A 12977-nucleotide genomic window follows, 5' to 3' on the forward strand; every position below is an offset into this window, starting at 1 on the left:
CATGCATTTCATTTTATATTCAACTTCTATAAGTTAATTATAACCTATCTAAATTTAAAAGTACACTATTTTAATAAACTTTCCACTACAGAATATGTTTTTTGTACAGCCTCATTTATCTTTTCAGGGCTTTTTCCTCCAGCTTGAGCCATGTCCGGTCTTCCACCACCGCCGCCTCCAACTACTGAAGCTACTTCTTTTATTATTTTTCCACAATGTACTCCTTCTGATACAGCATCTTTAGTTGCCATAGCTACTAAATTTACTTTTCCATTTACATTGCTAACTAAAACTACTACTGATTTTTGTGCTTTATTTCTTATCTTATCACCTAAGTCTCTTAAAGCATTTCCATCTACATCTTCTAAGGCGTATGATATAACAGTAATACCTTTTATGTCTTTAGCTGCTTTTAATATATCATCTTCTGCTCCACTTGTAAGTTTTGATTTTAGTTCTAATATTTCTTTTTCTTTTTCTTTAATATCTAAAGCTTGTGCTGATATTTTATTTATTATATCTTTTTCATTACACTTTAATGCTGCACAAGCATCTTTAAGTACACTTTGCTTTTCTTCCATGTATTTAATAGCACTAAATCCAGTTACTGCTTCTATTCTTCTTATTCCAGCTGCTACTCCTGATTCATTAACTATTTTAAATAACCCAATTTGTCCTGAATTTTTAACATGTGTTCCACCACATAATTCTTTTGAATAATCTGATACTTCTACAACTCTAACTTCTGAACCATATTTATCATCAAATAAGGCTGTAACTCCTCTTTCTTTTGCTTCATCTAATGACATAAGATTAGTTTCTACAGTAAATACATCCATTATTTTAGCATTTACTAAATCTTCAACCTTTTGAAGTTCTTCTGAAGTTAATCCTTGGAAATGAGTAAAGTCAAATCTTAATCTTTCATCATCAACATAAGAACCTGCTTGATTTACATGTTCTCCAACAACTATTTTTAAAGCTGAATGTAGCATATGAGTTGCTGTATGATTTTTACGTATATTATTTCTTCTATTAACATCTATTTTTAATTCAACTTCATCATTTAATTTTACTATACCAGTATTAACTTTTACATAATGAATAGTTTTTCCAGCAACATTATTTTTTGTATCATAAACATAAGCTTCAAAGCTATGTCCTTTTATTATACCTTTGTCACCAACTTGACCTCCCATTTCTGAATAGAATGGAGTTTTATCAGTTACAATATATCCTTTTTGACCCTCTTTTAACTCTTCTAAAACTTCTTCATCATTTGCTAAGAAAAGAATTTTACCAATAGCTTCATCATTATCATATCCAACAAATTCACATTCTATATTGTTATCAATTGAATTGATTGGTGATTCTTCACTACCCATGTAAGTGAATTCCCCTCTTGCACTTCTTGCTCTTTGTCTTTGATCTTGCATTTCTTTATCAAATGCTTCTCTATCTATTGTCATATTTTTTTCTTCTAATATTTCTTCTGTTAACTCATATGGGAATCCATAAGTGTCATAAAGCTTAAATGCCTTTTCTCCACTTAATACAGTTTCATTTTTATTTTCTAATTCTTCAATATATCCTAAAAGTATTCCCATTCCTGAATCTATTGTTTCATTAAATCTTTCTTCTTCTAATGTAACAATTTTTTCAATATAGTCTTTTTTAGTTAAAAGTTCATCATATTCTGAAGCATAATTTTCAACTACTGATTCTACAACATCTTTTAAGAATAATCCTTTAATACCTAAAACTCTACCATGTCTTGCAGCTCTTCTTAAAAGTCTTCTTAAAACATATCCTCTTCCTTCGTTACTTGGTTGAACTCCATCTGAAATCATCATAGTAACTGATTTAATATGGTCTGTAATTATTCTAAGTGAAACATCTTTAACCTTGTCTTCACCATATTTTACTCCTGAAAGCTCTGAAACTTTACCTAATATATTTTTAACTGTATCAATTTCAAATATATTATCTACACCTTGCATTAAAGTTGCAAGTCTTTCAAGTCCCATACCTGTATCTATGTTAGGATTTTGAAGTCTTTCATAATTTCCTTTTCCATCTCCATCAAATTGAGTAAATACTAAGTTCCAAAACTCTATTACTCTATCTTCATCACTAGCTTTTACAAATTCTTCTGCAGTTTTTACAGGTTCTACCCCTTCTTCTGCTCTATCAAAATGAATTTCTGTACATGGACCACATGGACCTGCTCCATGTTCCCAGAAGTTATCTTCTTTTCCAAGTCTGAATATTCTATTAGGGTCTATATCTGTTTTTGTAGTCCAAATATTAAATGCTTCATCATCGTCTAAATATATAGTTACATATAATTTGTCCTTTGGCATTTTTAAAACTTCTGTTATAAACTCCCAAGCCCATGGAATTACTTCTTCTTTAAAATAATCTCCAAATGAAAAGTTTCCAAGCATTTCAAAGAAAGTACCATGTCTTGATGTTTTACCAACATTTTCTATGTCACCTGTTCTTATACACTTTTGACATGTTGTTATTCTTTTTCTTGGTGGCTCTTGCATTCCTGTAAAATAAGGCTTAAGTGGAGCCATTCCAGCATTAATTAATAATAAACTTTTATCATTTTTTGGAACTAAAGAAAAACTTTTTAATCTTAAATGATCTTTGCTTTCGAAAAATTTTAAATAAGCTTCTCTTAAGTCATTAGTTCCCATATACTTCATATATTATTCCCTCCAATTCAATATAAAAAAGCTCTCATCCCTATAAAATAGTAAGGGACGAAAGCTACAAATTCTTCCGCGGTACCACCCTAATTATGTAAAATAAATTTACATCTCTTTTAATGGCTATAGCTCATAGGTAGCTTCAAAATGATTTATTTAGAAGTTTACACCAACCACTTCCTCTCTGAAAAATAAAATTCAAATTTACTCATCCTAATCAATGCTAAATATTAAATTATAACTAATGAAATTATATTTTATATGCTTAAATATGTCAATATTTTTAGATTATTTATTAAACTTTATAACATTTTTATATTCTTATAAAAACTATTATTTAATTTGTACTAAAATAAATAATAATTTAAGTCATCATATATAACCTTTAATATAACTCCTATAGGAACTGCAAGTATCATTCCACAAACTCCGCCAATTTTTTCTCCTATTAGAAGTATTATTATTATTACAATTGGATGTATGTTTGTACTATCAGCAGTAATTTTAGGTGCTAATATATTACCTTCTATTTGTTGTATTAAAAGTATACCCAAACCAATCCAAAGACCTTTTGCTGGTGAATCTATTAAAGCTACAATCACAGCTGGTATTCCACCAAAAACTGCCCCAAAATAAGGAACTATATTAAAAACTGCATTTATTATAGCTAATAAAAATGCAAACTTTATATCTACTAATATAAATAATATTAAACACATTAGTCCAATTCCTAATGATAAAATAACTTGACTTATTATGTATCTTTCCAATAACATATTTACATCATTTATAATATTTTTAGTAATACGTCTTTTTTCTAATGGTACTAATAAATAACATTTATTAGCTATACTTTCCCCATCTGCTAAAAAATAATATGAAACTATAGGTATAAGAGCAATAGAAAATATATCACTAGTAAATTCAATAATCCAATTTATTATAGAACGAGATAGTTCCATAATATATCCCCATACTTTAGTTTCTAATTCACTGTATATAACTCCAGACAAAGAAGAATTTCCTATTTTCATTTTATCTCCAAAATTTTTTATATATCTAGAAAATTCATCTATCATATAAGAAGAATTAGAAAATTCATTTATTATGTTTGGAAGTAATATAGCCATCAATAAAGAAATTAAAAGTATTATACCAAGCATTACTATTAATGTTGATTTGTTTTTTGAAAGCATCCATTTACTCATAAGTAAATTTCGTAAAGGCCTTAGTACATATGCTAATATAGAAGCTATAATTATAATATTTATAACTTCTCTAAAAATTCCCCACTTAAAATATAATATTATAAATGCAACTACAATTATAGATATTAATATCTTTATTAAAAGTAATCTATTTTTAATTTGAAACTTCATTTTTCTCTTCTTTTCTTGGCATTGATTTTAAAGTAACATTTTTATTACCAACATACAAAACATAATCTTCACCAAGGATACATTCGTTTATTAATATAACTTCTTTACCTTTTAACAATCTTTCTATAAGCCCTGTACTAACAACTAATCCCTTTATAGTTAAACCTACTTCATCTATTATACAGTCTTCTACTACACCTTTAAGGTTACCATTTAAATCTATTATATCCATTCCCTTAACTTCTTGTAATCTAAGGCCAGTTCCTTCTTTTAATTCTTTAACTAATATCTCTTTATCAATTGATATTATATCATCAATAAACACGCAATTTTTCTTAGAAAAAAAAGCATGAGTTGATATTTTAAGCCCTATTATAATGCCTTTAAAAAAATCTATATATAAATCCTCTACTACTCCTAATTTTTTCCCTCTAATATCATAAACATTTTTAAGTAAAAACTCCTTGCTTCTAATCATGCTGCACCTCCTATATACTCACTTATAAAATAGCTTTCCCAAAAAAATTGCTTTTTAAACTAATATAAGGATAAATAATAGGATAAAAAAAAGCCTGTTAATAAGGCCTTAAGGATTTAATATTTTATGTTTTATAAATTTAGCATAATCTTTTGTTATTACAAGTATATCAATAGGTCCACCACATGTTGCAAGTCTCATATCAAATCTTTGATATTTTATAGTTAAATCTATTAAAAATTCTGCTAAATCTATTCCGTCTTTTAATTGCATAAAATTAAAATTAAATTGCATTGGTGGATCTCCTAAAACAAGTTTTCGTAGAGCTTCTGGATCACCATTCCATGTAAACCCATTCCTTACATTTCCATTAGCATCAATGTTATTTCTAATAACTTCTCCATTTACTATTTTATATACATAAGGAACATCATCAATATATCCAGATACATGATATATTACCCCGTTACCATGAAGCTTTTTAGTGTATTCATTTAATTCATAAGCTATATCCTCTACAGTATTATCTTCTTTTATTTCTTTTATTTCAAATTCTCTAATAAAGTCCCCAACAAACTTTCCACCAATTATTGCATCACCACAACAAGCTATTCCTATAGTATTATTTTTAATTAAAAATAATTTCTGAGAATTATCACTTAAAGTATGTTTATATTTTGTTCCATCATTTAATGTAGTAGTTCCACTCATTCTACTATCTGCAGCCATAGCTATACCCTCTGGTACATATACAGTTGAAATTATTGACATATATAATCTCCTCTCAAATAATATTTTATTAATTCAAAAAGACTACGACAAATTTAATGCCGTAGCCTTTAATCTTATACTAATCCTTCAATTATACCGCCACCAACAACGATTTCTCCATCATAAAACACAACTGATTGACCTTTAGTTATTGCTCTTTGCTTTTCAGCAAATGAAACTTTAACTCTTCCATCAGATAAAGGTGATATTATTGCTTCTGCTGGTTTTGCAGCATATCTAACTTTTGCTTCAACTTTCATTTCACCCTTTAATTCATCAAAAGGAATAAAATTAACATCTTTTGCAATTAAGTCAGTTTTAAATATATTTTCTTCTGAACCTACAACAATTTCATTTGTTTTTGGCTTTATATCAATTACAAAAACAGGTTTTCCAAGTGCAAGTCCAAGCCCTTTTCTTTGACCTATAGTATAGTATACTATACCTTTATGTCTTCCTAGTATATTACCCTTAACATCTACAAAATTACCTGGTTTAACTTCACCTGGACGAGCTTCTTTTATAAATCTACCATGATCATCATCTGGTATAAAACATATTTCTTCACTATCTTTTTTATTATGAACAGCAAGACCTATTTCCTTTGCTATTTCTCTTATTTTATCTTTAGTATATTCTCCACATGGCATTAATGTATGAGCTAATTGATCTTGTGTAAAATTATAAAGAGCATATGTTTGATCTTTTCTATCATCATCTGATCTTATTAAAAGATATCTTCCATCTCTTTCTTCTATTTTTGCATAATGTCCAGTAGCTACATAATCAGCACCTATTCCTCTAGCTTTTCTTAAAAGTTCATCAAACTTTAAATGTTTATTACAAGCTATACATGGATTTGGAGTTTTACCATCTATATATTCTTGAACAAAATATTTGATTACTTTTTCTTTGAAAGAATCTCTAAAGTTTAAAACATAAAAAGGTATATCTAATTTTTCACAAACTCTTCTTGCATCATCAACAGCTGATAAAGAACAACATCCACCTTCTTTTTCTTCATATTCTTTATCTTCTTGCCAAATTTGCATAGTTATACCTATAACATCATATCCTTGTTTCTTTAAAAGGTAAGCAGCGACGGAGCTATCAACTCCGCCGCTCATACCTACTACAACCTTTTTCTTTTCCATATTACTATTCATCTCCGTGAACGTGGTCGTGTAAGTCATCTCCATGCTCTTCAAAATCCCAAGCTTCTAAACCTTCTTTTTTTCTATAATCATTTATAGCTTTGTGGATTGCTTCTTCTGCTAATACTGAGCAATGCATTTTAACTGGTGGAAGTCCATCTAAAGCTTCTGCAACAGCTTTATTTGTAAGTTCCCAAGCTTCTTCAACAGTTTTTCCTTTTATTAGGTCTGTTGCCATTGATGATGATGCTATTGCTGATCCACATCCGAATGTTTCAAATTTAGCATCTTTTATTATATTGTCTTCTATTTTTAGGTATACTCTCATGATGTCTCCGCATTTAGCGTTTCCAACTTCTCCTATACCATTTGCATCTTCTATAACTCCTACATTTCTTGGATTTCTAAAATGATCCATAACTTTTTCACTATATATCATAACTATCTTTCTCCTCTCTTAATAAAGTCAGTCCATAATGGTGACATTTTTCTTAATCTTTCAATTATTGGTGGTACAACTTCTAAAACATAATCAACATCTTCTTCTGTTGAACCATCTCCTAAAGTTAATCTTAATGATCCATGTGCTTTTTCATGTGGTAAACCAATTGCAAGTAAAACATGTGATGGATCTAATGATCCTGATGTACAAGCACTACCACTTGATGCACATACTCCTTCAAAATCTAATGAAAGAAGTATTGATTCTCCTTCTATAAATTCAAATGATACATTAACATTTCCTGGTAATCTCTTATCACCTCTTGGTCCATTTAATCTAGTATAAGGAATTTTTAATAATCCATCTATTAATTTATCTCTTAATACAGTTAAATTTTTAGAATGTTCTTCTAAATTTTGAGTAGCCATTTCAATAGCTTTTCCAAGACCAACTATTGCAGCAATATTTTCTGTTCCTGCTCTTCTATTTCTTTCTTGACCACCACCATGAATTAGGTTGTGTATTCTAACACCTTTTCTTATATAAAGAACTCCAATTCCTTTTGGTCCATAAATTTTATGTCCAGCAATAGATAATAAATCAATATTCATATCTTTTACATCAATTGCAACATTACCAATAGCTTGAACAGCATCTGTATGGAATAAAACTTTTCTTTCTCTACATATTTTACCTATTTCTTTTATTGGTTCTATTGTTCCAATTTCATTATTTGCGAACATTATTGAAACTAATATAGTTTTATCAGTAATTGCATTTTTAAGTTCTTCTAAATCAATGAATCCTTCTTCGTCAACATCTAGATAAGTAACTTCAAATCCTTGTTTTTCTAAATATTCGCATGTATGTAATACCGCATGGTGTTCTATTTTTGTTGTAATTATATGATTTCCTTTATTCTTGTAAGCTGATGCAATACCTTTAATTGCCCAGTTATCAGCTTCTGATCCACCACCTGTAAAATATATCTCATTAAGATCTGCATTTAAAGCATCAGCCACTTGACCTCTTGCCTTATCTACAGCCATTTTAGTTTCTCTTGATATTGCATAAAATGATGATGGGTTTCCGAATTTATTAGTAAAGTAAGGAAGCATTTCTTCTAATACTTCTGGTTTAACATATGTTGTTGCAGCATAATCCATATATACTGGTTTCATTTCTATTCACCTCTATCTAAAAGATTTAACTTTTCGTTGTTTTGTTTTATTTCTTCATAATCATTAACTATATCTTGAAGTGTTATAGATTCCATAACACTATCTATACTATCTTTTATTTTTTTCCAAAGAATTCTAGTTGCACAGCAATCTATATTGTTACATACAGCGCCTTCTATACAATCAGCTATCTCTATAGGTCCTTCTAATACATACATAATATCTGAAACTTTAATATCTTTAGGTTCTTTATTAAGTATGTATCCACCTTGGGCTCCTCTTATACTTTTAATAAGCTTTGCCTTTCTAAGGGGACTAAATAATTGCTCTAAGTAATATTCTGATATATTTTGTCTCTTTGATATTGTTTTAATGGACACAGGTGAACCTCCATAATTGACAGCTAAATCAACCATAGCTTTAACACCATATCTTCCTTTTGTTGAAAGTTTCATTTTCTCCCCCCTTAAAGTAGAGTAACTTACTACGATTTATGAATATATCATACCAAACTACTCGGCTATTGTCAATAATCTTATGTAAATTAATTATGAAGATTATAATTATAACTTTAAAAATGCTTATTTTAAAAATAATAAAATTTAATATTAAATTTTAGCTTCATTAAATGTAAATTCTATGTTTATATTTTACTATTTAAATTTATTTTATTTAAACTAATTACATAAATAATTATACCTTTATATATAAATTAATTTTAACTAAAAACTACTTATAAAAAAATGAGCTAGTATTAAGTACTAACTCTTTGTTATTTCTTTTTTATTAAACTCCAATATTTTTTTATATTTTCCTCATACTTATTTTTTTGTGGCAAATAATACTCCCTATCTTTTAATTCACTAGGTAAATATTCTTGATTAACATAATTATTATCATAATCATGAGGGTATTTATATCCATTAACCCCTAATTTACAAGAACCACTATAATGAGAATCTTTTAAATGGTTTGGTATATCTCCAATATTATTTTTCTTTAAATCTTCCATAGCTTTATTTATAGCTAAATATGCGCTATTAGATTTTGGAAGAGTAGCTAAATATATTACAAGCTCTGATAAAATTATTCTTGCTTCAGGAAAACCTACTTTAAGTGCTAATTCAAGACCTGAATTAACTACAGTAAGAGCATTTGGGTGTGCAAGGCCTATATCTTCTGCTACTATTACAGAAATTCTTCTAGTTATAGCTATAATATTACCACTTTCTATAAGTCTAGCTAAATAATGAACAGCTGCATCTGCATCACTTCCTCTTATGCTCTTTTGTAAAGCACTTAAAAGATTATAAAATTCATCTCCACTTGAGTCAGCTCTCATATGTGATTGACCTAAATTTTCTATATATTCTATTGAAATATCTTTTTTTATTTTTAGTTGAGAATTAATAGCAAGTTCTAATATATTATATGCCTTTCTATAATCACCTTGAGAAATTTCTGATATATAATTTAATGCATCTACTGAATATTCTATTTCTACTCCTTCTTTTACTAATTTATTTAAAGCCTTTTCAAGTCCTATAACTATATCTTCAGAATTTAAAGGTTCAAATTTAAATATGTTACATCTACTTATAATAGCCTTATGTATTGCAAAATATGGATTTTCAGTAGTGCTAGCTATTAATGTTACCTTTCCATTTTCAATAAATTCAAGTAATGCTTGTTGTTGCTTCTTACTAAAATGTTGAAGCTCATCTATATAAAGAACAATTCCATTATAATTAAGAAGATTATCTAAATTAGAAGTTATTTCTTGTATATCTTTAACTGATGCTGTTGTAGCATTTAATTTATAAAACTTTTTATCTACATAGTTTGCCATTATGTTAGCTAATGTAGTTTTCCCAGTTCCTGGTGGACCATACAATATGCAATTTGGAATAACCTTTTTGTTTATTAAATTATATAAAGGCTTTCCCTTTCCTAGTATTTGCTTTTGCCCAACAAAGTCTTCTAAAGTGCTTGGTCTCATAACCTCAGCTAATGGTTTCATACTTCCACCACTCTTTCATATTTTAATATATAGATTATATCATATAAAAATAAAGCCCTAAATAAGTCTTTTATTTAGAACTTTAAAATAAATTTATTATTTAAAAATGTATATCTCTAAGAAATGTTTCATTTTTGCATATAAGATTTAATATTTCTTTATCTGTTCTTTCTATAATTTCATATACAAATCCACAGTATAAAAGTCCTGCTGTTGGAATATATTTAAAATTTGTGTCAGTAAGAGAAACAATAACTATTCCACCACTAATTAATGAATATATAGCTATCCTTTCTTTTGTACAATATCTTTTTAATTTATTTTTTATTCTTCTAGGTGTTGGTACTGTTATAGCTTTTATTATCATATATTTTATCCAAAACATTACTACTCTTTTAATTTATATTCTTTTTATTGAAATATATTTATATAATCAACCTATTTTATTCAATTATTTTCCAGGAAATATATTTGACAATAATGCTAAAATTAAATTAAAGGAGATGGTCTTATGGTTATATTAAATAATAAATTACAAATAGAAAGTATTTTAAAAGAAAAGGGTATGACTCTTTTATATTTTTCATCAAATACTTGTAGTGCTTGTACTGCAATAAAATCAAAATTAGAAATCGCCCTTAAAAAGTTTCCTAATTTAAAAACTTATGAAATCCCACCATTTAACACAGAAGAAATATTAGCAAACTTTAGTATTTTTACATTTCCAGCTGTTCTTTTATATATAGATGGAAAAGAGTATATAAGAGAAGCTAAATATTTTAGTGTTGAAAAATTATTAAAAGATATAGATAGATACTATACTCTTTCTTCACAATAATATAATTAAAAACAAAAAATCGAGGCTTTTACCCCGATTTTTTATTAAACTATTCTACTTGTGTTAATAATCTTTTTAATACATCAAATAATTTATTTTCTTTTATTTCATCATTTCCAACAACTAATATTCCTCTAATGTCATTGTCTGATAAATCCCATTTATAAGTAACAAATCTAACTTGACTTTCATCTGGAAGATATTCTTCAACTTCCATAGCAATTTCTTCTGCTATTGCAACATACTCTTCAAAAAGAGTATCTTCATCAAGTTCTTCTATGTTATAATCATTTTCTATTTCTTCATTTAATACTTCCACAGGGATACTTAAATTATAAGCAGCAACATCTTCTCTTTTTGTTCCTTTGCTCATATCCTTAAGAACTTTAAATTCCGTATTATCTTCTATATTTTTAGCTATATCTTTAGTGTCTAATATTTTAGTTCCAAAAACAATATACATAAATTTCCCTCTTTTCTTGTAGTTATATATAAACTATTTTGAGATAGCTCTATGACCAATACCAATTACAACTTCATCTAAATGCAATAGTCCAATGCTTAAAAATATACAAATTGATATATGCTCTCCTTTTCTTGCTATACCAATTTTACCTCCAACATTTTGACCACTTGCTCTCATTTGAACTTGCATCAAAGCATCTCTAGCAGCTCCAATTATTGCACCTTCATGAAGATGCTCATCTCTTATAAGTCCATTTCTTTTAGATGCTACAAGAGCCCTTTCTAATATTTTATGAATAGAATCATTTATATTTCCACCAACATTTACAGCAGTAACCAAGAATCCATCATCTTGATATTTTAATTTTAATTCGTCCTCTTCTTCTCTACTTGAAATTGCCATTCTAGTAGCAATTCTAGCAACATCAGTACTAGTATTTTTCATAATTACCATCTCATCTCCGTCCTCTAAAGGAATTAATCTATAAAATTATAGAAAAAACTATATATTCTTCAATTAAATATATAAGATCATCTTCTTCCATAGTATCTACATCTATTATATCACCTTTAATGTATTCTAAGTATCTCATAAGTGTAATGCTTAATGAAATTGTTAAGATAGTATTATCAGATAATCCAGTACTTTTAAAATTTTCTTCTTCAAGCAACATATTATATATATCACATACACCTTGTGAAAACACATCATCATTTTTTACAAAACTTGATGCTAGTCCTAAAAACGGGTATATGTTATCATCTACACAATTGTAATTATCTATTAAATTACATCTTATTTTCAAAGCTTTTTCTATTTTGTTTTCAAGTTCTGTATTTGTTGCAAGCAATGCTAAATAAAATAAATTTAAACTTTTAACTTCTTTTAAAGTTATATTTTTTAGCTTTGAATCTATATATTCAATTCCTTTTATTAATTTATCAAAATTATCATATTCAATACTTAAATAAGCATAGGACAAATAATTATCTTTTTCAAAAAATTTATAATTTGTCTCACTTAATCTTTCTTTTACTGTAAGCAATTTATTTAAGACTTCTTCAAGTTCTTCTTCATCAAATTTCTTTGCTAATAAAAGAGACGTATATAAAGTATTTTTATTATCTAAAAATCCTCTGTCTACTAATAACTCATTTATATATTTTACATTTTTAAAAACTTTATCATAGTCTTTTCTATTGCTCATAAGAATAGAGAAAACATTCTTAAACTCACCTCTGAATTTAGAATTAAACTTAGTATTTTTCCTGATATGTTTTCTTATAGTTCTAATATTTTGTTCATTTAGTTCGAAACCTGCTTCATTTCCTATCAAAGCTCCTAAGAAATTTATTTCTTTCTTATCCCACTTAAAATTTTTCTTTAATTCATTAGTAAGGTCAATAAAAATTCTTACTTTCTCTTTCAGCTCAATATCCATTTCATCATCCTCATAAAATTATTTATATAATTATATATTATTTCTAATATAATCTCAATGTCAATAATATGATTAAAATTTAAAAAGAAT

At 27.4% G+C, this 12977-nt stretch carries 14 protein-coding genes and 1 other annotated feature; of the genes, 1 reads left to right on the forward strand and 13 read right to left on the reverse strand.

Annotation, left to right across the window (positions count from 1 at the left end; genetic code table 11):
- Positions 1 to 65: 65 nt before the first annotated feature.
- From alaS to AC4FQW_RS03595, 10 genes are all read right to left on the reverse strand, one after another.
- Positions 66 to 2714, reverse strand: a complete 2649-nt coding sequence (gene alaS, locus AC4FQW_RS03550) for an alanine--tRNA ligase (RefSeq protein ID WP_303126932.1) — start codon at positions 2712 to 2714, stop codon at positions 66 to 68.
- A 50-nt stretch (positions 2715 to 2764) separates the two neighbouring features.
- Positions 2765 to 2947 (reverse strand) — a binding site (T-box leader).
- Positions 2948 to 3064: 117 nt separating this feature from the next.
- Complete coding sequence (locus tag AC4FQW_RS03555; protein WP_491147255.1) at positions 3065 to 4096, reverse strand: AI-2E family transporter; 1032 nt, start codon at positions 4094 to 4096, stop codon at positions 3065 to 3067.
- Complete coding sequence (locus AC4FQW_RS03560) at positions 4080 to 4574, reverse strand: PRC-barrel domain-containing protein (protein WP_491147257.1); 495 nt, start codon at positions 4572 to 4574, stop codon at positions 4080 to 4082. The genes AC4FQW_RS03555 and AC4FQW_RS03560 overlap by 17 nt, the downstream gene beginning before the upstream one ends.
- A 108-nt stretch (positions 4575 to 4682) precedes the next feature.
- Complete coding sequence (locus AC4FQW_RS03565) at positions 4683 to 5345, reverse strand: hypothetical protein (RefSeq protein WP_303126929.1); 663 nt, start codon at positions 5343 to 5345, stop codon at positions 4683 to 4685.
- A gap of 74 nt (positions 5346 to 5419) precedes the next feature.
- The gene (gene mnmA, locus AC4FQW_RS03570) at positions 5420 to 6499 is read right to left on the reverse strand and encodes a tRNA 2-thiouridine(34) synthase MnmA (protein ID WP_491148147.1); all 1080 of its coding nucleotides are present in this window, start codon (positions 6497 to 6499) and stop codon (positions 5420 to 5422) included.
- Between the two features lie 4 nt (positions 6500 to 6503).
- Positions 6504 to 6938, reverse strand: coding sequence for a Fe-S cluster assembly scaffold protein NifU (gene nifU, locus AC4FQW_RS03575; protein ID WP_303126928.1), 435 nt, complete (start codon positions 6936 to 6938; stop codon positions 6504 to 6506).
- 2 nt (positions 6939 to 6940) lie between these two features.
- Positions 6941 to 8122, reverse strand: coding sequence for a cysteine desulfurase NifS (gene nifS, locus AC4FQW_RS03580; RefSeq protein WP_303126927.1), 1182 nt, complete (start codon positions 8120 to 8122; stop codon positions 6941 to 6943).
- A gap of 2 nt (positions 8123 to 8124) precedes the next feature.
- Positions 8125 to 8577 (reverse strand): RrF2 family transcriptional regulator, encoded by a 453-nt coding sequence (locus AC4FQW_RS03585; RefSeq protein ID WP_303126925.1) that lies wholly within the window; start codon positions 8575 to 8577, stop codon positions 8125 to 8127.
- A gap of 317 nt (positions 8578 to 8894) precedes the next feature.
- Positions 8895 to 10142 carry a replication-associated recombination protein A gene (locus tag AC4FQW_RS03590; protein WP_491147261.1) on the reverse strand — a complete coding sequence of 416 codons (1248 nt, stop codon included), beginning with the start codon at positions 10140 to 10142 and terminating at the stop codon, positions 8895 to 8897.
- A 100-nt stretch (positions 10143 to 10242) separates the two neighbouring features.
- Complete coding sequence (locus AC4FQW_RS03595; protein ID WP_303126921.1) at positions 10243 to 10509, reverse strand: hypothetical protein; 267 nt, start codon at positions 10507 to 10509, stop codon at positions 10243 to 10245.
- Between the two features lie 144 nt (positions 10510 to 10653).
- On the opposite strand from AC4FQW_RS03595, the gene AC4FQW_RS03600 reads away from it, so the two are divergent.
- Complete coding sequence (locus AC4FQW_RS03600) at positions 10654 to 10980, forward strand: thioredoxin family protein (RefSeq protein ID WP_491147263.1); 327 nt, start codon at positions 10654 to 10656, stop codon at positions 10978 to 10980.
- Between the two features lie 49 nt (positions 10981 to 11029).
- Here AC4FQW_RS03600 and AC4FQW_RS03605 read toward each other — a convergent pair whose 3' ends face one another.
- Genes AC4FQW_RS03605 through AC4FQW_RS03615 form a run of 3 tightly spaced genes read right to left on the reverse strand, consistent with a single transcriptional unit; the run spans position 11030 to position 12887 of the window.
- Complete coding sequence (locus AC4FQW_RS03605) at positions 11030 to 11443, reverse strand: hypothetical protein (RefSeq protein ID WP_303126918.1); 414 nt, start codon at positions 11441 to 11443, stop codon at positions 11030 to 11032.
- 33 nt (positions 11444 to 11476) lie between these two features.
- Positions 11477 to 11890, reverse strand: coding sequence for a HutP family protein (locus AC4FQW_RS03610; RefSeq protein WP_303126916.1), 414 nt, complete (start codon positions 11888 to 11890; stop codon positions 11477 to 11479).
- A 37-nt stretch (positions 11891 to 11927) separates the two neighbouring features.
- Positions 11928 to 12887, reverse strand: a complete 960-nt coding sequence (locus AC4FQW_RS03615) for a DUF4003 family protein (RefSeq protein ID WP_303126914.1) — start codon at positions 12885 to 12887, stop codon at positions 11928 to 11930.
- Between the last annotated feature and the right edge of the window lie 90 nt (positions 12888 to 12977).

Source organism: Clostridium sp. TJA085, from assembly GCF_058310235.1.